Annotated in this window: 14 protein-coding genes; 2 read left to right on the plus strand and 12 right to left on the minus strand. The window is 70.9% G+C overall.

What is annotated here, in order from left to right:
• Positions 1-43 precede the first annotated feature (43 nt).
• The 6 genes from serA to AB0N07_RS40525 form a co-directional block, all read right to left on the minus strand.
• Entirely contained in the window at positions 44-1,633 is a 1,590-nt protein-coding gene (gene serA / locus AB0N07_RS40500) for a phosphoglycerate dehydrogenase (RefSeq protein WP_365844103.1), read from the minus strand.
• A gap of 232 nt (positions 1,634-1,865) precedes the next feature.
• The gene (ilvC, locus tag AB0N07_RS40505) at positions 1,866-2,864 is read right to left on the minus strand and encodes a ketol-acid reductoisomerase (RefSeq protein ID WP_030942878.1); all 999 of its coding nucleotides are present in this window, start codon (positions 2,862-2,864) and stop codon (positions 1,866-1,868) included.
• A gap of 118 nt (positions 2,865-2,982) precedes the next feature.
• The gene (ilvN, locus tag AB0N07_RS40510; RefSeq protein WP_030942875.1) at positions 2,983-3,507 is read right to left on the minus strand and encodes an acetolactate synthase small subunit; all 525 of its coding nucleotides are present in this window, start codon (positions 3,505-3,507) and stop codon (positions 2,983-2,985) included.
• A gap of 22 nt (positions 3,508-3,529) precedes the next feature.
• On the minus strand, positions 3,530-5,392 hold the full coding sequence (locus AB0N07_RS40515) for an acetolactate synthase large subunit (protein ID WP_365844106.1): 1,863 nt from the start codon (positions 5,390-5,392) through the stop codon (positions 3,530-3,532).
• Between the two features lie 241 nt (positions 5,393-5,633).
• A complete protein-coding gene (locus tag AB0N07_RS40520; RefSeq protein WP_365844108.1) occupies positions 5,634-8,645 on the minus strand; it encodes an EAL domain-containing protein in 3,012 nt (1,003 codons plus the stop codon).
• A gap of 446 nt (positions 8,646-9,091) precedes the next feature.
• Positions 9,092-10,042, minus strand: coding sequence for a 2-hydroxyacid dehydrogenase (locus AB0N07_RS40525; protein ID WP_365844110.1), 951 nt, complete (start codon positions 10,040-10,042; stop codon positions 9,092-9,094).
• Between the two features lie 75 nt (positions 10,043-10,117).
• On the opposite strand from AB0N07_RS40525, the gene AB0N07_RS40530 reads away from it, so the two are divergent.
• Both AB0N07_RS40530 and AB0N07_RS40535 read left to right on the plus strand, forming a co-directional pair.
• Positions 10,118-11,116 carry an aldo/keto reductase gene (locus AB0N07_RS40530; protein WP_365844112.1) on the plus strand — a complete coding sequence of 333 codons (999 nt, stop codon included), beginning with the start codon at positions 10,118-10,120 and terminating at the stop codon, positions 11,114-11,116.
• A 158-nt stretch (positions 11,117-11,274) separates the two neighbouring features.
• The gene (locus AB0N07_RS40535) at positions 11,275-12,414 is read left to right on the plus strand and encodes a PQQ-dependent sugar dehydrogenase (RefSeq protein WP_365844138.1); all 1,140 of its coding nucleotides are present in this window, start codon (positions 11,275-11,277) and stop codon (positions 12,412-12,414) included.
• Positions 12,415-12,417: 3 nt separating this feature from the next.
• Here AB0N07_RS40535 and AB0N07_RS40540 read toward each other — a convergent pair whose 3' ends face one another.
• From AB0N07_RS40540 to AB0N07_RS40565, 6 genes are all read right to left on the minus strand, one after another.
• Positions 12,418-12,609 carry a DUF6191 domain-containing protein gene (locus tag AB0N07_RS40540; RefSeq protein ID WP_365844114.1) on the minus strand — a complete coding sequence of 64 codons (192 nt, stop codon included), beginning with the start codon at positions 12,607-12,609 and terminating at the stop codon, positions 12,418-12,420.
• A 22-nt stretch (positions 12,610-12,631) separates the two neighbouring features.
• Positions 12,632-15,700, minus strand: coding sequence for an AAA family ATPase (locus AB0N07_RS40545; protein ID WP_365844116.1), 3,069 nt, complete (start codon positions 15,698-15,700; stop codon positions 12,632-12,634).
• Positions 15,701-15,834: 134 nt separating this feature from the next.
• Positions 15,835-16,020 carry a hypothetical protein gene (locus AB0N07_RS40550; protein ID WP_365844118.1) on the minus strand — a complete coding sequence of 62 codons (186 nt, stop codon included), beginning with the start codon at positions 16,018-16,020 and terminating at the stop codon, positions 15,835-15,837.
• A 208-nt stretch (positions 16,021-16,228) separates the two neighbouring features.
• Positions 16,229-16,786, minus strand: coding sequence for a hypothetical protein (locus AB0N07_RS40555; protein ID WP_365844120.1), 558 nt, complete (start codon positions 16,784-16,786; stop codon positions 16,229-16,231).
• Positions 16,787-16,866: 80 nt separating this feature from the next.
• Positions 16,867-17,439 carry a GNAT family protein gene (locus AB0N07_RS40560; RefSeq protein WP_365844122.1) on the minus strand — a complete coding sequence of 191 codons (573 nt, stop codon included), beginning with the start codon at positions 17,437-17,439 and terminating at the stop codon, positions 16,867-16,869.
• Positions 17,417-19,660: an MMPL family transporter gene (locus AB0N07_RS40565; RefSeq protein ID WP_365844124.1), complete on the minus strand. Its 2,244-nt coding sequence runs from the start codon at positions 19,658-19,660 to the stop codon at positions 17,417-17,419. The genes AB0N07_RS40560 and AB0N07_RS40565 overlap by 23 nt, the downstream gene beginning before the upstream one ends.
• Positions 19,661-19,673 lie beyond the last annotated feature (13 nt).

Below are 19,673 nucleotides of genomic sequence, written 5' to 3' on the forward strand. Positions count from 1 at the left end.
CGAGCCGACTCACGTCGGCTCGGCCCCTTCGCCTTGCGATCCGTCAGACCAGGTTCACGGAACGGGCGAACGTCGCCCCGATCTCCGCCTCGACCTCGACCAGCACCGCGGGGGGCACCGTGTCGTCGACGGTCAGCACGGCCAGCGCCTCGCCACCGGCCACGGCCCGCGAGACCTGCATACCAGCGATGTTGATCCCCGCCTCGCCGAAGATGCGGCCCACCGTGCCGACGACACCGGGACGGTCCTCGTACCGCAGCACGACCATGTGGTCGGCAAGGGCGAGGTCGACGTCGTACTCGCCCACGGCCACGATCTTCTGCAGGTGCTTCGGGCCGGCCAGCGTGCCCGAGACCGACACCTCGTCGCCGCCCGAGAGCGTGCCGCGCACGGTGACGACGTTGCGGTGGTCGGTCGCCTCCGAGCTGGTGGTCAGCCGCACCTCGACGCCGCGCTCCTGCGCGAACAGCGGGGCGTTGACGTACGACACCGTCTCGTCGACGACGTCCTCGAAGACGCCCTTGAGGGCGGACAGCTCCAGCACCTTCACGTCGTGCTGGGTGATCTCGCCGTACACCTCGACGTCGAGGCGGACCGCGACCTCACCGGCGAGCGCGGTGAAGATCCGGCCGAGGCGCTCGGCGAGCGGAAGGCCCGGCTTGACGTCCTCGGCGATGACACCGCCCTGCACGTTCACCGCGTCCGGCACGAGCTCACCGGCGAGCGCGAGGCGCACCGAGCGGGCGACGGCGATACCGGCCTTCTCCTGCGCCTCGTCGGTGGAGGCACCCAGGTGCGGGGTGGCGACGACCTGGTCGAACTCGAACAGCGGGGAGTCCGTGCAGGGCTCCTTCGCGTACACGTCGAGACCGGCACCGGCGACCCGGCCCTCCTTGAGGGCGGAGTACAACGCCTCCTCGTCGACGATCCCACCGCGCGCGGCGTTGACGATCCGCACGCTCGGCTTGACCTTGCGCAGCGCCTCGTCGCCGATGAGGCCGACGGTCTCGGGGGTCTTGGGCAGGTGGACGGTGATGAAGTCGGAGACCTCGAGCAGCTCGTCCAGCGACAGCACCTTGACGCCCATCTGCGCGGCGCGCGCGGGCTGGATGTACGGGTCGTAGGCGACGACCTTCATGCCGAAGCCGGACATGCGCTGGGCGACCAGCGCACCGATCCGGCCGAGACCGACGACACCGAGGGTCTTCTCGGCGAGCTCGACGCCCGTGTACTTGCTGCGCTTCCACTCGCCGTTCTTCAGCGCGGCGTTGGCCTGCGGGATGTGGCGGGCGGTGGCGACGATGAGACCACAGGCCAGCTCGGCGGCGGTCACGATGTTCGAGGTGGGGGCGTTGACGACCATCACGCCGGCCTTGGTGGCGGCGGAGACGTCGACGTTGTCCAGGCCGACGCCGGCTCGTGCGACGACCTTCAGCTTGTTCGCGGCGGCGATCGCCTCGGCGTCCACCTTGGTGGCGGAGCGGATCAGGATCGCGTCGACGTCGGCGATGGCGGGGAGCAGTTCGGCTCGGTCCGCTCCGTTGCAGTGCCGGATCTCGAAGTCAGGGCCAAGCGCGTCCACAGTCGCGGGCGACAGCTCTTCAGCGATGAGTACGACGGGTTTCGAGCTCACGTGAGTCCTCACAAGTCCAATGCGGACGGCCGTCCCGACGGCCGCAGGCGGTGGAGGTTTGCTAGCCGCGTGGAAGACGCACGACGCTGTGGGCCTGACGCGTATGTAGTACGGCAGTGTAGTGGCGCGGCGCTGGTCGTCCTGCGCCTCTGCGGAAGGATCACCCGTCCGTGATTCGACGGGCTGGACAACGGGGCCGGAGCGATCCGCTCCGGCCCCGTCGCCATGAGGCCTACGCCTCCTCGTCGACCCAGCTCATCAGCTTGCGCAGCTGCTTGCCGGTGGTCTCCAGCAGGTGCTCGGAGTCGGCCGTCTTGTACTCGTTGTACTTCTTCAGACCGCCGTGGTACTCGGCCATCCACTCACGGGCGAAGGTGCCGTCCTGGATCTCGGCGAGGACCTTCTTCATCTCGGCCTTGGTGGCGTCGGTGATGATCCGCGGGCCGGTGACGTAGTCGCCCCACTCGGCGGTCTCGGAGATCGACCAGCGCATCTTCTCCAGGCCGCCCTCGTACATGAGGTCCACGATCAGCTTCAGCTCGTGCAGGCACTCGAAGTACGCGATCTCCGGCTGGTAGCCCGCCTCGGTCAGCGTCTCGAAACCGGCCTTGACCAGCGCTGCCGTACCACCGCAGAGAACGGCCTGCTCGCCGAAGAGGTCGGTCTCGGTCTCCTCGGTGAACGTCGTCTTGATGACGCCGGCGCGGGTGCCGCCGATGCCCTTGGCGTACGACAGCGCGAGCGCGAAGGCGTTGCCGGTCGCGTCCTGCTCGACGGCCGCGATGCACGGGACGCCGCGGCCCTCCTCGTACTGACGGCGCACCAGGTGACCCGGGCCCTTGGGGGCGACCATGCACACGTCGACGTTCGCCGGGGGCTTGATGAAGTCGAAGCGGATGTTCAGGCCGTGGCCGAAGAACAGCGCGTCGCCGTCCTTGAGGTTGTCCTTGATGGACTCCTCGTAGACCTGGGCCTGGATCGGGTCCGGCACCAGGATCATGATGACGTCGGCCTCGGCGGCGGCCTCGGACGGCGTCACCACGCGCAGGCCCTGCTCCTCGGCCTTCGCCTTGGACTTGGAGCCCTCGTGCAGACCGACACGGACGTCGACACCCGAGTCACGGAGCGACAGCGCGTGGGCGTGGCCCTGGCTGCCGTAACCGATGACCGCGACCTTGCGGCCCTGGATGATGGACAGGTCGGCGTCGGCGTCGTAGAACAGCTCGGCCACTTTGGGTTCTCTCCTTGAGTGCAGGTGTTGCGTCCCACCGTATGACGGCGGGCGGAAGTGACGTTTCGGGGTCTCGGAATACGGGCGGCCGGTGTCACCCGGCCGCCCCAATCCGTCGTTACGCCGACCGGTCGAGAGCGCGCAGCGACCGGTCCGTGATGGAACGGGCGCCCCGGCCGATCGCGATCGTGCCGGACTGGACGAGTTCCTTGATGCCGTACGGCTCCAGCATCTTCAGCATGGCGGACAGCTTCTCGCTGCTGCCGGTGGCCTCGATCGTGACGGCCTCCGGGGAGACGTCGACGGTCTTGGCGCGGAAGAGCTGGACGATCTCGACGATCTGGGAGCGCGTCTCGTTGTCGGCGCGCACCTTCACCAGGACGAGTTCGCGCTGAACGGCCTGCGAAGGCTCCAGCTCGACGATCTTCAGCACGTTGACGAGCTTGTTGAGCTGCTTGGTCACCTGCTCGAGCGGCAGGTCCTCGACGCCCACGACGATGGTGATGCGGGAGATGTCGGGGTGCTCGGTGACGCCGACCGCGAGCGAGTCGATGTTGAAGCCGCGGCGGGAGAACAGTGCGGCGATCCGGGCCAGGATGCCCGGGGTGTTCTCCACCAGGACGGAGAGCGTGTGCTTGGACATGGTCTGTTTACGTCTCTCTGGCTCAGTCGTCTTCGTTGTCGCCGAAGTCGGGGCGGACGTCCCGGGCGGCCATGATGGTGTCGTTCGAGGTGCCGGCGGCGACCATCGGCCACACCATCGCGTCCTCGTGGACGATGAAGTCGACGACGACGGGGCGGTCGTTGATGGAGTTCGCCTCTTCGATGACCTTGTCGAGGTCGGCCGGGTCCTCGCAGCGGATCGCGTAGCAGCCCATGGCCTCCGACAGCTTCACGAAGTCGGGGACGCGGGTGCCGGCGCTGGGCTGCTTGCCGTCGGCCTCGGGGCCGGAGTGCAGCACGGTGTTGGAGTAGCGCTGGTTGTAGAAGAGGGTCTGCCACTGGCGGACCATCCCGAGGGCGCCGTTGTTGATGATGGCGACCTTGATCGGGATGTTGTTCAGGGCGCAGGTGGTGAGCTCCTGATTGGTCATCTGGAAGCAGCCGTCGCCGTCGATCGCCCAGACCGTCTGGTCCGGGGCGCCGGCCTTGGCGCCCATCGCGGCCGGGACGGCGTAGCCCATCGTTCCGGCGCCGCCGGAGTTCAGCCAGGTCGCGGGCTTCTCGTACTGGATGTAGTGCGCGGCCCACATCTGGTGCTGGCCCACGCCCGCGGCGAAGATCGTGCCCTCGGGGGCGAGCTGCCCGACGCGCTCGATGACCTGCTGCGGCGACAGCTGGCCGTTCTCGGGGTGCTCGTAGCCCAGCGGGTAGGTCTCGCGCCAGCGGTTGAGGTCCTTCCACCAGGCTGCATACCTCGACCTGGCGGCCTCGCCCTGCTGGCCCTCGCTGTGCTCCTTCTGGACGGCCTGGATCAGGTCGGCGAGGACCTCGCGGGCGTCCCCGACGATCGGCACGTCCGCGGCGCGGTTCTTGCCGATCTCGGCCGGGTCGATATCGGCGTGGACGATCTTGGCGTACGGGGCGAAGCTGTCCAGCTTGCCGGTGACGCGGTCGTCGAAGCGGGCTCCGAGGGCGACGATCAGGTCGGCCTTCTGCAGCGCGGTGACGGCGGTGACCGCACCGTGCATGCCCGGCATTCCCACGTGCAGCGGGTGGCTGTCGGGGAATGCGCCGAGCGCCATCAGGGTGGTGGTGACGGGCGCTCCGGTGAGCTCGGCGAGAACCTTGAGCTCGGCGGTGGCGTGTGCCTTGATGACACCGCCGCCGACGTAGAGGACGGGCCGCTTCGCGGAGGTGATCAGCTTCGCGGCCTCGCGGATCTGCTTGGCGTGCGGCTTGGTCACCGGGCGGTAGCCGGGCAGGTCCATGACGGGCGGCCAGGAGAAGGTCGTCTGCGCCTGCAGCGCGTCCTTCGCGATGTCGACCAGCACCGGGCCGGGGCGGCCGGTGGAGGCGATGTGGAAGGCCTGCGCGATCACCCGCGGGATGTCCTCGGCCTTGGTGACCAGGAAGTTGTGCTTGGTGATCGGCATGGTGATGCCGACGATGTCCGCCTCCTGGAAGGCGTCCGTGCCGATCGCCTTGGACGCGACCTGACCGGTGATCGCCACGAGCGGCACCGAGTCCATGTGCGCGTCGGCGATCGGGGTCACCAGGTTGGTGGCGCCGGGGCCGGAGGTCGCCATGCAGACGCCGACCTTGCCGGTGGCCTGCGCGTAACCCGTCGCCGCGTGTCCGGCGCCCTGCTCGTGGCGGACCAGGACGTGGCGCACCCGCGTGGAGTCCATCATCGGGTCGTACGCGGGAAGGATCGCACCACCGGGAATGCCGAATACCGTGTCGGCCCCGACCTCCTCGAGAGAGCGGATGAGGGACTTCGCACCCGTGACGTGCTCGGGTGCGGACTGCTGTCCTCCGGATCGGGGCCGCGGCTGCGGATGGGCCCCGGTGGCCTGCTCGGTCATCGTCAGTCTCTTCTCGATGCTGAGGGTTTTTGCGAGGTTTGTGCGGTGTTCAAGCGCTGCACGACTGGTGCCTGTGCAACAAAAAACCCCTCGTGCCGTAAGGCAAGCGAGGGGAGCGCGCCGGGTGTGGTCGCTGGGAGTCCGGGTCGGTCCGGACATCACCAGCTCAGCCGACGCGCTTTCCAAGTACGAGAATTCGGGTGCGCATGGCACAGACCCTCCCCCCGGCACGCACCACGTGTCAAGTGGGTGGGACGGGAGTCTCATTATGTGAGCGGAGGGCACTTCCGCCTCCCAGAACGGCGGGCACACCACTTGTGTACACCCCTGAACCACCTCCCGCGAACGCGGGCTCGATCGGCCCGTGCGGCACCGGATAGTGGCCGGAAGCCAGCGCCCTGCGCACCCGGTACTCGTCCAGCGGACCGGAGAACGCCATGCCCTGCCCGTGCGTGCACCCCATCGCGCGCAGCGCCACGACCTGTTCGGGCAGGTCCACGCCGTCGGCCACGGACTGCAGCCCGAGGTCGGTCGCGATCCGCAGCAGCCCACTGGTGATCTTGTGCAGTCGCGCGGACTCGACGACGCCCTCGACCAGGGTGCGGTCGAGTTTCAGCACGTCGACGGGGAGTCTGCGCAGTGCCGTGATCGCCGCGTAGCCACTGCCGAAGCCGTCCAGGGCGATCCGGACGCCGAGTCTGCGCAGGGCGCTCAGGCGTCGCTCCAGTTCGTCCAGGGAGACCCGGGGGTCGGTGTCGGTCAGCTCGATCACCAGCGACCCGGAGGGCAGTCCGTGCCGGGTCAGCAGGGCCTCGATCGAGCCGAGCGGCATCGAGCGGTCGAGCAGCCGCCGGGCGCTCATCGGAACCGCGACGGGCACGGACAGACCTGTGCCGGTGCGCTCGGCGGCCTGTTCCACGGCCTCCTCCAGCATCCAGCGGCCGAGCTCGGCGGTCTTGTCGCTGTCCTCGGCGACCCGCAGGAACTCGGCGGGAGTGAACAGCACCCCCTGCGAGGACCGCCAGCGCGCCTGGGCCTCGACCGACGTGATCCGGCCGTCCTCCAGACAGACCACGGGCTGGTGCAGCAGCGCGAACTCGCCGTCGTGCAGGGCGGCACGCAGCCGCGTGGCCAGCTCCGCCTTGCGTACGACGTCCTGCTGCATCTGCGGGGCGTACAGCTCGACGCGGCCCTTGCCGGCCGCCTTGGCGCGGTACATGGCGAGGTCGGCGTTGCGCAGCAGCTCGCCCGCGCCGAGGCCGGGCTCGGCGAAGGCGACGCCGATGGAGGCCGCCACCCGGACATCGTTGCCGTCGATGAGGTACGGCTGCGAGAGCGTGATCCTGAGGCGGTCGGCGAGCTCCAGGATGTGCCGTTCGCGCGCGGAGCGGTCCCGGGTGCCGTCCCCCGCGATCAGGGCCGCGAACTCGTCGCCGCCGAGCCGGGAGGCGGTGTCTCCGTGCCGTACCGCGTCCTGGAGTCTGCGGGCGGCCTGGACGAGCAGTTCGTCCCCGGCCTGGTGCCCGATCGTGTCGTTGACGGCCTTGAAGCCGTCGAGGTCGATGAAGAGGACGGCCGTGCCGCGCAGGGACACCCGGTCGGCGGCCCGGCGGCCGGACAGGGCCTGCTGGACGCGCTTGGTGAACAGGGCGCGGTTGGGCAGGTCGGTGAGCGGGTCGTGCTCGGCGTTGTGCTGCAGCTGGGCCTGCAGGCGCACTCTTTCGGTCACGTCCCGGCTGTTGAAGATGAGGCCGCCGTGGTGGCGATTGACGGTCGACTCGACATTGAGCCAGCCGCCCTCGCCGGACCGGAAGCGGCACTCGATGCGCGTAGTGGGTTCCTCGAGCGGGCTGGCGGCGAGGAAGCGGCGCACCTCGTGCACCACGCAGCCCAGGTCCTCCGGGTGGATGAGATCAGCCAGTTCCGTACCCACGAGGTCCTCGGCGGGCCGTCCGTAGACCCCGGCGGCGGCCGGGGAGACGTAGCGGAGGATGCCGTTGGGCGCGGCGATCATGATGACGTCGCTTGAGCCCTGCACCAGGGAGCGGAAGTGGTTCTCCTTCTGGGCCAGTTCCTGGGTGAGGGTGATGTTGTCGAGCAGCATGATGCCCTGGCGCACCACGAGGGCGAGCACGACCGTGCCGCCGGTGAGGAGCACCACGCGGTCGACCCGGTGGCCGTTCAGGACGGTGTAGAGGATCCCGAGGGTGCACACGGCTGCCGCGAGGTAGGGCGTGAGTGCGGCCAGGGAGCCGGCGATGGGCCGGGCGGCCGGATACCGGCTGTGGTCATCTCCCTGCGGTGCCGGGTGGTGCTGGTGCGCGCCGCCCCGCTGGCCCGGCACGTGTTCGTGCACCACGCGCGTGTGCCCGTCGAGGTCGCAGCGGTCCGCCTCGGGCTGCCGGCCCTGCCGGGGCGCGGCCCAGGGGGCGTACGCGAGGAGCAGGGAGCCGGCGAACCAGCCCGCGTCGAGCAACTGGCCCGAGTGGTAGCTGTTGTGCAGCAGCGGCGAGGTGAACAGGGCGTCGCACATCACCGTCAGCGCCAGCGCGCCGATGGCGGTGTTGACCGCCGTGCGGTTCACCGCGGAGCGCCTGAAGTGCAGCGCGAGCACCATGCTGACCAGCGCGATGTCCAGCAGCGGATAGGCGAGCGACAGCGCGGTGTGCGCGACGCTCGGCCCGTCGAACTTGGCCGCCTGGGCGAGCGCGAGGCTCCACGACAGCGTGAGCAGCGAGCCGCCGATCAGCCAGGCGTCGAGCGCGAGGCACACCCAGCCGGCCTTGGTCACCGGCCGCTTGGCGAGCACCAGGAGCCCCACGATTGCGGGCGGCGCGAAGCACAGGAAGAACAGGTCGGCATAGCTGGGAGTGGGCACCTGCTCCCCCAGGACGACCTCGTACCACCCCCAGACCCCGTTGCCCAGAGCGGCCATGGCCGAGGAGAGGGCGAACAGCAGCCAGGCGGGGCGAAAGCGGACACGGCGGCTACGGGCGTACAGGAACAGCGACACGGCGGCGGTGCCGGCCGCGGCGCTCAGTCCGAAGTCACCCATGATCAGCGAGAGTTCGTCCGAACCCCAGCCGAACGCGGAACCGACGGCGTATCCCGCGCACACCAGGGCCAGAACGAGTTGGGGGACCAGACCTGGTCCGCGGCCGGCGGCCGGCGGACGGGGCACCAGCGTCCCCGGCGAGGGCTGCACCCGCACTGCTGCGCCGAGGGTGGTCGTGGGCGGCGGGGGCGAACTCACCGGGCCCACCCGGTCCGCATCGCTCCCAGGTCCCGCGGCTCCCGGTGCGCTGGGTGCGCATGCCCCCGGCGACCGTGCCTGCGGTGGTGATGGCTGTGACGGCAGCCGTGACTGCCGTGGTGACCGCGTCTGCGCGCGGCCGTACGCCAGAGTCGCCTCCGGCGGCCCCGTCGCGTCGGATCGCTCGCCCATAGGCCGTGCATCGCCCGTCGCCCCCCTCACAGTCTGAATTTCCATCCCCAGCGCCGAACGGTGCGGCGCAGCCCCTGCTCGGGACGATACACCAGTCTCGTCACTCAGGGACATAGTTCCTCTACGCTCCGTGACGACCAGCGGGAACATGAGCACGGACCGCGTCCGCAAGGTTGCGGAGGGTACCGGAAGCGGATTACACGCCCGTTGCACCCGTCGCGCGGGGCGCGCACGGGATGCTCAAGTCGTCGGGGTCACGCGCCGTCTGCGCCTGTCGTAAGGATCACGTTGCGCAGCGGCTCCCGGTTCACGAACCGGGTCAACTGGTCCACCAGCAGTCGCTTGGCGCGCGGCAGGAACGCCGACGTGGGGCCGCCGACATGGGGGCTGATCAGGACGCCTGGCGCGCGCCACAGGGGGTGTTCGCGGGGCAGCGGCTCCGGGTCCGTGACGTCGAGGGCTGCGGTGATGCGGCCGGTCTCCACTTCGGCGAGCAGGGCCTTGGTGTCGACGACGGGGCCGCGGGAGACGTTCACGAGGAGTGCGCCGTCCTTCATGCGCGCGAGGAAGTCGGCGCCGGCCAGGCCGCGGGTGGTCCCGGTGAGAGGCGTGACGAGGACGACGACATCCGCTTCCGGCAGCAGGGCGGGCAGATCGGTGAGCGGATGCACCGGGCCGCGCGCCGTGGTGCGCTCAGAGCGCGCGACGCGCGCCACCCGCGCCACCTCGAAAGGAACGAGCCGGTCCTCGATGGCGGATCCGATCGAGCCGTACCCGACGATGAGGACGTTCTTGTCGGCCAGCGCGGGCCGGACACCGCCGAGCCACTCCCCGCGGCCCTGGGCGCGCACGAAGTCGGGAACGCCGCGCAGCGAAGCGAGGATCAGCGTCAGCGCGAGCTCCGCGGTGCTCGCCTCGTGCACCCCGCGCGCGTTGCACACCTGTACGCCGGGACGCAGGTGTTTCAGCCCCGGCTCCAGGCTGTCGATTCCGGCCGTCAGGGTCTGTACGACCTGCACACCGCTCAACGTGGGCAGCGGACGTACGCCCACATCACCGGGCTTCATGTAGGGGACGACGTAGAAGACGCAGTCGGCGGGATCCGCGGGGAAGTCGTCGGCGCCGTCCCAGAAGCGGTAGTTGGGGCCTTCGGGAAGCCCCTCGATGGTGTCGGGCGGGATGGAAAGCCACACGTCAGCTGTCATGTCAGGAGGCTATGTCAGGTTCATGGGAGCGCAGAGGTTAGGTTGGGGGGCCAGGAGAGGGAGGGTCACGAGCAGGTGGAGCGCAGGACGATCGGCGCGGGGGCACTCGCGGTGGGGGCCGTCGGACTCGGGTGCATGCCGATGAGCTGGGCGTACAGCGGGTCGCGGCAGCGGGGCGACGCGTCGCTCAGGACGGTGCACCGGGCGCTGGACGCGGGCTCGACGCTCCTGGACACGGCCGACATGTACGGCCCGTTCACCAACGAGCTGTTGGTGGGGCGGGTGTTGAAGGAGCGCCGCCAGGACGCCTTCGTGTCGACGAAGGTCGGCCTGCTGGTGGGCGAGCAGCACATCGTGGCCAACGGCCGCCCCGGCTATGTGAAGCGCGCCTGCGACGCGTCCCTGAGGCGTCTGCAGACGGATGTCATCGACCTCTACCAGCTGCACCGCGAGGATCCGGAGGTCCCGGTGGAGGAGACGTGGGGCGCGATGGCGGAGCTCGTCCAGGCCGGAAAGGTAAGGGCGTTGGGGTTGTGCGCGGTGGGCGCCCGCGGCGGCCGGCGCTCCGGCGGCCGACTGCACGACGCGACGATCAGGCAACTCCAGCGCGTCCAGCAGGTCTTCCCGGTGAGCGCGGTGGAGGCCGAGCTGTCGGTGTGGTCGCCGGAGGCGCTGGAATCGCTGCTGCCGTGGTGCGAGGCGCGTGACGTCGGCCTGCTGGCCGCGATGCCGCTCGGCAACGGCTTCCTGACCGGCACGCTCACCCCCGGCCAGGGGTTCGAACCGGACGACGTGCGGGCCCGTCACCCCCGTTTCACCGCGGAGATGATGGCCGCGAACCAGCCGATCGTGGCCGGCCTGCGCCGGATCGCGGCCCGGCACGGCGACGAGGTCACGCCCGCCCAGGTGGCCCTGGCCTGGGTGCTGGCCCAGGGACGGCACGTGGTGCCGGTCCCGGGCACCAAACACGAGCACTGGGCAACGGAGAACGCCGCGTCCGCGGCCCTCCGCCTGACCCCGGAGGACCTCGCCGAGGTGGCGGGACTGCCGGGGGCGCGGGGGTCCTGGGACTGAGGGGCCGCGGTCGGGAGACCGAAACCGGGCGGGTGGCCGCGACGGCGGAGATTCGGGATTCATGGACTGGGAACCTGTGAGACGCGGGCGGTGCAGGACAAGGAGAAGCTGCCGCTGGACCGCCGCCCGAAGGGACCAGGATCGTGCTACGACGAGCTGTGCCGGCCCTGCTGGCCACGACCGCGCTCCTGCTGACGGCGGGCTGTTCCTCCGGCGGAGGCTCCGGGGGCGGCGGTGACAGAACAAGGCCGGGCGCTGCGAACTCGTCCCCTTCGCGGCAAGCGGCCGAACAGGCCCCGCCCGCCAAGGGCTCCGTCAAGGTGCTGCGCACGGTCGCCACGGGCCTGAAGACCCCGTGGGGCCTCGCCCGGCTGCCCGGCGGGGGCCTGCTCGTCTCCTCCCGGGACGAGGGGACGATCACGAAGGTCGACGAGAGGACCGGCAGGAAGACCGAGCTGGGCAAGGTGTCCGGGGTGTCCCCCGCCGGAGAGGGCGGCCTCCTCGGCATCGCGCTCTCCCCGGACTTCACCGCGGACCGCATGATCTACGCGTACTTCACCTCGGCCTCGGACAACCGCATCGTCCGCCTGCTGTACGACGCGAAGAAGCCGGCCGGTGAACAGCTGGGCGCACCGGACACGATCTTCAAGGGCATCCCCAAGGGCCGCATCCACAACGGCGGCCGGATCGCCTTCGGCCCGGACAGGATGCTGTACGCAGGCACCGGCGAGAGCGGAAACCGGGGCCTGGCCCAGGACAAGAAGTCCCTGGGCGGCAAGATCCTCCGTCTCACCCCGGACGGCGCCCCGGCTCCCGGCAACCCCTTCCCGGACTCCCCCGTCTACACCTACGGTCACCGCAACGTCCAGGGCCTGGCCTGGGACCCCGAACAGCGCCTGTTCGCCTCGGAGTTCGGCCAGGACACCTGGGACGAGCTGAACGCGATCAAGCCGGGCGACAACTACGGCTGGCCGGACGCCGAGGGCAGGTCGTCCGACCTCGAGTACCACAACCCGCTGGCTCAGTGGCACACGGACGACGCCTCCCCCAGCGGCATCGCCTACGCCGAGGGTTCGATCTGGATGGCGGGGCTGAAGGGCCAACGCCTGTGGCGCATCCCCCTGAAGGGCACGGCGGCCTCGGCCGGTCCGCAGCCCTTTCTGCAGGGCAAGTACGGCCGCCTTCGGACCGTGGTCCCGGCCGGCGGCGACAAGCTGTGGCTGACGACGAGCAACACGGACGGCCGAGGAGACCCGAAGTCCGGCGACGACCGAATACTGGAGCTGCAGGTGAGCTGAGGATCACTCCTCAGCAGCGTCCGTGCCGTCCTCCTGCCGGGGCGGTCGTACGACGACCTTCCCGGACTCGAGGTCTATCGGCCCGCGTCCGGGGTCGTTGTCGCCGACGTCCTCGCGGGTCAGTTCCAGCCTCTTCTTCTCGTCGCGCGTGTGTTTGCGGCCGGGTGCGAAGAGTTCCTCGAAGACGTTGAACATCGCTTTCCCTCCAGCTGCCGAGTCATCCGGCGATCAACCGGTCGCCGTCCCCCGGCGGGAAGAGTCCCCGTCGATGCGCCACCGCCGCCGCCTCTCCTCTTCCTGAGACGCCGAGCTTGCCCAGAATGTTCGACACATGGACGCTGGCGGTCTTCGGGGAGATGAAGAGTTCCTCGGCTATCTGGCGGTTGGTGCGGCCGGCGGCGACCAGGCGCAGGACGTCGCGTTCCCGCCCGGTGAGGCCGAGCGCCTCCGCAGGGTCGGCGGGCCGCCGGTCCGGGAAGCGCTTCAGGGCGAGGCGGGCCCGCTGGGCGAGCAGGACGACGGCGTCGGCAAGGGGGCGGGCGCCGAGGTGCTCGGCCACCGTGTGGGCCAGGCGCAGCAGTTCGGTGGCGCGGTCGCGCTCGTCGTCGCCGCCCGAGGCGAGAAGGGCCTCGGCCAGCCGGTGGCGGACGCGGGCGAGGTCGTAGGGTCGGTCCAGGGCTTCGAAACAGGTGACCACGTCCGACCAGGTGTCGGTGGTGTCGCGGCCCTCGGCGCGGGCGAGTTCGGCGCGGACCCACTGCTCGTGGGCGAGCCAGATGGGGGTGTCGGTGGTGGTCTTCTTGACGGCCTCGCGGAGCCGTTCGAGGGCGTCGGCGCGGCCCTGTGCCGCCGCGGGCAGGGCCTGGGCGTCGGCCTCGGCGGTGGCGGCGGCGAGCAGCAGCGGCCAGCCGTAGCGCTGGGTGCCGGGCGGGATGCCGCAGACCAGGGCGCGGGCGAGTTCGGCCCGCGCGTCGAGGAGACGGCCCTCGCCGGCGGCCACGCCGATCTCGATGCGGGAGAGGGGGAGGGTGTGCTGAGGCATGGGATCGTGCGTGCCCAAGTAGCTTCGGGCCGCGGCGAGTTGGCGGGCTGCTTCGGGCAGGTCGCCGCGGCCGAGGGCGACGTGCGCGAGACAGCCGGCGCCGCTGCCCCGGGGCTTGGCGCCGTGTCCCACGCGCAGTGCGCCGGCCGCCGCGTCGGCGGCCTCGTCCCAGCGGCCCAGGGAGTAGAGCGCCTCGGAGAGGTTGGCCCACACCCAGGCCTCGGAGTCCAGTTGGCCGAACCTCCTGGTGTAGACGAGGCCTTCCTGGAGGAGGGCAACGGCTTCCCGGGTGCGGCCGACCGCGTCCAGTTCGGCGGCCAGATTGACGTAGGCGCGACCGGCGACGTACGAGACGCCCTCCTCCAGGGCCCGGTCCTTGACCTCGTGCATCTCGGCGAGACCCGCCTCGACGGAACCCGCGTCGACCATCAGGCCGCCGTAGGTGAGGCGGGCGTTGAGCTCGATCTCGCGGGCGCCGACCATGCGCGCGTACTCGACGGCGCGCTCGGCCGACGAGAGGGCCTCGGGGCCGGGTTCGCGGAGCATCGACCAGGCGGCGGCGGTGGAGAGCACCTCGGCGTGGACCTCGGAGGGCGGCAGGCCGCGGACCAGCTCCTGGGCGGTGCCGAGTTCCTTCCAGCCGTCGCCGCGGGCCAGGGCCTGCACGAGACGGGAGCGCTGCACCCAGAACCAGGCGGCGCGCAGGGGGTCGCCCTCGTCCTCCAGCAGGTGCAGGGCCCGCTTGGTGATCTTCAGGGCGCGTTCGCGTTCCCCGGACAGCCGGCCGGCGACCGCGGCCTCGGCCATCAGGTCCAGATAGCGCAGGGGTGTGGTGGCCGGGTCGCAGCCGCTGGGGGTCCCCCCACGCCTTTCGGGCAGTGGGGGAGGGTAGACCTCGGTGTAGTCGATGGGGCGCAGCCGGTCCCGTACGTCCTCGGGGGCGGTGTCCCACAGCTCCATCGCCCGTTCCAGGAGCCGCAGTTGCTCGCTGTAGGCGTGGCGGCAGCGGGCCTCGACGGAGGCGTCCAGGACGGCGGGGAGGGCCTTGGCCGCACTGTGGGCGTGGTACCAGTAGCTGGCCAGGCGCATGACGCGCTGGTCGGCGGGGACGAGCGCCGGGTCGGCCTCCAGGGCCTCGGCGTAGCGGCGGTTGAGGCGGGAGCGCTCGCCGGGCAGCAGATCGTCGCTGACCGCCTCGCGGACCAGGGAGTGGCGGAAGCGGTAGCCGTCGCCGGCGGGGGTGGCCAGCAGGATGTTGGCGTTCACGGCGGCCCGCAGCGCTTCGATGAGGTCGTCCTCGGCGAGCTGGGCGACGGCGGCGAGCAGCGGGTACTCGACGGTGGAGCCGCCCTCGGCGACGATCCGGGCGACCCGCTGGGCGATCTCGGGCAGGCCCTCGACGCGGACCAGGAGCAGGTCGCGGAGGGAGTCGGTGAGGCCGGTGCCGCAGCCCTCGCTGGCGCAGACGGCGAGTTCCTCGACGAAGAAGGCGTTGCCGTCGGAGCGTTCGAAGATGTCGTCGACCTGGGTGGGGTCCGGTTCGGCGGCGAGGATGCCGGCGATCTGGCGGCCGACCTCCTCCCGGTTGAAGCGGCCGAGTTCGACGCGGCGGACGGTGCGCAGCCGGTCGAGTTCCGCGAGCAGGGGGCGCAGCGGGTGGCGGCGGTGGATGTCGTCGGCGCGGTAGGTGGCGAGGACGACGAGGCGACCGGTGCGCAGGGTGCAGAAGAGGTAGGCGAGGAGGTGGCGGGTGGAGGCGTCGGCCCAGTGGAGGTCTTCGAGGGCGACGACGACGGTCCGGTCGGCGGCGACGCGCTCCAGGACGCGGGCGGTGAGTTCGAAGAGGCGGGCCATGCCCTCCTCGTCGTGCCGCCCTCCGGAGGCTTCGCCCAGTTCGGGCAGGAGCCGGGTGAGCTCCTCCTCCTGGCCGGCGGCCGCGGCGGCGAGCTGGTCGGGCAGTTCGCGGCGCAGGGCGCGCAGGGCGGTGGAGAAGGGGGCGAAAGGCAGCCCGTCGGCGCCGATCTCGACACAGCCGCCGAGTGCGACGACGGCGCCCTCACGGCAGGCCGCGGTGGCGAACTCCTCGACCAGCCGGGTCTTGCCGACCCCGGCCTCGCCGCCGATCAGGAGGGCCTGGGGGGTGCCTGCGGCGGCTTGGGCGAGGGCGTCGTTCAGGGTGTCGAGTTCTTCTGTTCGGCCGACGAACACGGGGCTTACGGACCTGGTCTCCACGACGCCGAGCATCGCATGAGGGTCCGACAGCGTGGGAACGGTTTTCGTCCGGGGGCTGTCGCCCCCGGGCCCCCGCTCCGGTCCTGAAGGAGCCTCGTCCTCAAGCGCCGGACGGACTGGTTGCGGCCGGCCGGCGCTTGCCGCGCTCACGCCGCGCGGGCGGACCGGAGCCGGCGAAGACCCCGGCTATGGCTTTCCTCCTCGGCGGCATGGCGGGTGGCCCCGTGGCGGGCGGCACGGCGGCCGCGGACGACCTCGCGGGCCAGCCGCTCCTGCTCGGCCTGGCGGATCAGTTCGGCGGAGCGGTACTGGGAGATCTCGTACTCGTACATGGTGTGTCCCTTGTGAGCGGCGGTTTTCGGGCTTCGCTTGCTGCGATGCCTCAACCTTCGTCTCCAAGGGGGGTGCGCCACATCGGGAGAGTTCCGCATCTTCGGGCCCGCCGGGGGCCTTAGATGTGCGTGAGGGGCCTCAGGAGCTCCGTAAGGTGCTTACGGATGCCCTAAGACCCCTCAGGACCTGCGGTGATGCGGTGGTGGTTCAGCCGGTGGACGGCAGGCCGAGCAGGACGTCGGTGTACTTCAGGACGGCCAGCAGCAGACCGATGACGCCGAGCGCGACACCGCCCCAGGCGACCGACTTGATCCAGGCCGGCTGCGGCTTGCCGGGAGCACCGAAGGCGGGACGGGCGAGCACCACGACACCGACGATCAGCGCGAGGAGCGCGAAGGCGCCGCCCCAGAACGCGGTGGCCTTCCAGGCGTCGCCGTAGCCCTCCTTGAGCAGCTTGGCGACATTGGAGGACTGCGCGGTCTGCGCGTGCATCTGGCCGACGAGCGTCTGGCGCGCGGAGGCGACGGTGCCGACCCAGCTGCCGGTCAGCGAGATGACGCCGAGCGCGGCGGAGACGACGGCCCCGGCACCCTGGCCCACGCCGGAGGGCTCCCGGTCGCCGCCGTCGCTCCCGACAAGGTCTGCCTCGGCGGTCGCCTCCTCGGGGGTCTCCTCGGCTGCGGTGGCGTCCACCGTCTCCTCGTCGGGCTTCACTTCGGTGGCCTCGGTCGTGCGGGCCTCGTCATCAGTCTTGGTGGTTCCCATACCTCGCACCGTACGGACGCTGTCTGAGAGGTCTCTTAATGATCGTCGAGGCGATCGTGGAGGCCCCTGCTTACGGATCGTTACTCATCGTTGTGTGCGGCACGCGCGCGTGCTGCGCGCCACTCCGGGGCGAGGATCGACCACACCTCGAGGTCGTGCCGCTCCCCACCATAGGGGTGCGCCTGGCGCCGTACCCCATCGCGGGTCATTCCGAGGCGCCGGGCGACGTTCAGGCTGGGTACGTTTCCCGAGGCGGCGACCCACTCGATGCGGTGGATGCCACGCTCCTCGACCACCCAGTCGATGAGCACCCGCATCGCCCGGGTGACCAGTCCGCGGCCCGTCGCCGCGGGCTCCAGCCAGCAGCCGACCTCGGCGTTCTGGGTCTCCGCGTCGAAGTTCAGCGTGAGCACGCCACCCACGAGCTTTCCGTCCAGCCGGATGCCGTGCAACGAGCCGGTGTCGGCGGCGCGCATGTCGGCGTACCGCTGGAGCACCTCCCGCGCGGAGGGCACGTCGACGGCCTTGGAACCGAAGGCGATGAACTGTCCGATGAAGTCCCGTCCGCGCTCCAGATGCGCCAGGAACTCCTCGGCGTGCCACGGCTCCAGGGGACGCAGTTCGGCATCGTCACCCAGAGGTATCGCGTACATCCTCGTCCTGCCCCTTCGCCAGTACGTCCGCCACCTCGGCGTCCGTCGCCGCGGCCAGCCTCTCATGGGCCGCACGGGCCTCGGGCGGTTCGATGCTGATGCGGGGCAGGCGCTGGTCGAGCCAGCGGGGCAGCCACCAGTTGGCGCCGCCGAGCAGGTGCATGAGGGCCGGTACCAGCAGGGTGCGCAGCACGAAGGCGTCGAGGGCGACCGCGGAGGCGAGCGCGATGCCGAACATGGCGATCACCCGGTCGCCGCTGAGGACGAAGGCGAGGAAGACCGAGATCATGATGACCGCGGCGGAGTTGATCACCCGGCTGGTCTCGGCGAGCCCGACGCGGACGGCGCGCCTGTTGTCGCCGGTCTCCAGCCACTCCTCGTACATCCGACTGACCAGGAAGACCTGGTAGTCCATGGAGAGCCCGAAGAGCACGGAGACCATGATCACGGGAAGGAAGGGCTCGATGGGACCCGCGCGGCCGAGGCCCAGCAGCTCGCTCCCCCAGCCCCACTGGAAGATCGCGACGACGACGCCGAAGGCGGCGGCGACCGCGGCGACGTTCATCGCGGCGGCCTTCACGGGGATGCCGATGGACCGGAAGGCGAGCAGCAGGAGCAGACAGCCGAGGCCGATGACGACGCCCACGAACAGGGGCAGCTTGCCGACGATGACGGCGGCGAAGTCGTCGTAGCTCGCCGTCACACCGCCGACGTGCAGGTCGAGCGAGGTGCCGGTCTCGGCGCGTGGCAGCACCTCGGTGCGCAGCCGGTCGACCAGGTCGCTGGTCTTCTGCGACTGGGGTGCCGACCCGGGGACGATCGTGAAGTACGCGGTGTCGCCGCCGGTGTTGTAAGTCACCGGCGTCACCGACGCCACACCCTCGGTGGTGCGGACGGTGGCGTCGAGGTTGTCGAGGGCGAGCTTGTCCTCGGCGCCGTCGACGCGCGTCACCACGGTCAGCGGTCCGTTCACGCCGGGCCCGAAACCGTCGGCGAGGAGGTCGTACGCCTGCCTGGTGGTGGATGCCTTCGGGTCGTTGCCCTGGTCGGAGGTACCCAGGTGGAGGGAGAGGGTGGGCAGTGCGAGGACGGTCATGACGGCCAGCGCGACGATGCCGAGCACCTTGGGGTGGCGTTCCACGAAGGCCGACCAGCGGTGGGCGAAGCCGGTCGGCAGCTCCGGTTGCGGACCGTGCTCCTCCAGATGGCGCCGGTCGCGCCGGCTCAGGGCGCGCGGGCCGATGAAGGACAGCAGGGCGGGCAGCAGGGTGACGGAGGCCGCGACCGTCAGGACGACCGTCAGACAGGCGGCGATCGCGACGCCGTTGAGGAAGCCGAGTCTGAGGATCAGCATCCCCAGCAGGGCGATGCACACCGTGGCACCCGCGAAGACCACGGCGCGTCCCGTGGTCGCCACGGCGCCCGTGACCGCCTCGGTGACGGACAGCCCGCGTTTGAGTCCGCGTCGGTGTCTGGTGACGATGAACAGCGCGTAGTCGATGCCGACGCCGAGCCCGATCAGCATGCCGAGCATGGGCGCGAAGTCGGCGACGGTCATGGCATGTCCGAGCAGCACGATCGCGCCGTAGGCGGTGCCCACGCCGACCAGCGCGGTCGCGATGGGCAGCATCGAGGCGGCGAGGGAACCGAAGGCGAGGAACAGGACGGCGGCGGCGACGACCACGCCGACCACCTCGGCGAGGTGTCCGCCCGCGGACTCGGTGAGCCCGATGGCGCTGCCGCCCAGCTCCACCTGGAGGCCGTCGGCCCGGGCCGCCTCGGCCGTGCGCACGACGGCCTCGGCCTCGGGCTTCTTGATGTCCTCGGCCCGGTGGTCGAAGGTGATCGTGGCGTACGCGGTGTGCCCGTCGGCGCTGACCCGGCCCGTGCCCTGGCCGTCGTAGGGGCCGGCGACGGACGCGATGCCCGGCAGGTCCGCGATCTTGTCCAGGGTCTCGGTCATCGTCTGTTCGACGTCGGCGGCGCGGACGGTGCCGGACGTGGTGCGCCAGACAACGGTGTCACTGTCGCCGCCGTACCCGGGGAAGCCGTCCTGCAGCAGTTGCATGGCCCGGCCGGACTCGGTGCCGGGAGCCTCGTAGTCGTTCGAGTACGCCGAGCCGGTGACGGCGGCGGCCGCGCTCACCCCGCCGAATGCGAGAAGCCACAGCAGTACCGCGACGAGGCGGTGTCGAACACACCAACGTGCAAGGGCTGCCACGAACGTGCTCCCA

The organism is Streptomyces sp. NPDC051172 (assembly GCF_040682555.1).
GTDB lineage: Bacteria > Actinomycetota > Actinomycetes > Streptomycetales > Streptomycetaceae > Streptomyces.

Bases quoted from the DNA above. Each gene is read 5' to 3' on its own strand.
- ilvN (WP_030942875.1), bottom strand. From the start codon at position 3,507: ATGTCCAAGCACACGCTCTCCGTCCTGGTGGAGAACACCCCGGGCATC.
- AB0N07_RS40515 (WP_365844106.1), bottom strand. From the start codon at position 5,392: ATGACCGAGCAGGCCACCGGGGCCCATCCGCAGCCGCGGCCCCGATCC.
- AB0N07_RS40525 (WP_365844110.1), bottom strand. From the start codon at position 10,042: ATGACAGCTGACGTGTGGCTTTCCATCCCGCCCGACACCATCGAGGGG.
- AB0N07_RS40540 (WP_365844114.1), bottom strand. From the start codon at position 12,609: ATGTTCAACGTCTTCGAGGAACTCTTCGCACCCGGCCGCAAACACACG.
- AB0N07_RS40545 (WP_365844116.1), bottom strand. From the start codon at position 15,700: ATGCTCGGCGTCGTGGAGACCAGGTCCGTAAGCCCCGTGTTCGTCGGC.
- AB0N07_RS40550 (WP_365844118.1), bottom strand. From the start codon at position 16,020: ATGTACGAGTACGAGATCTCCCAGTACCGCTCCGCCGAACTGATCCGC.
- AB0N07_RS40555 (WP_365844120.1), bottom strand. From the start codon at position 16,786: ATGGGAACCACCAAGACTGATGACGAGGCCCGCACGACCGAGGCCACC.
- AB0N07_RS40560 (WP_365844122.1), bottom strand. From the start codon at position 17,439: ATGTACGCGATACCTCTGGGTGACGATGCCGAACTGCGTCCCCTGGAG.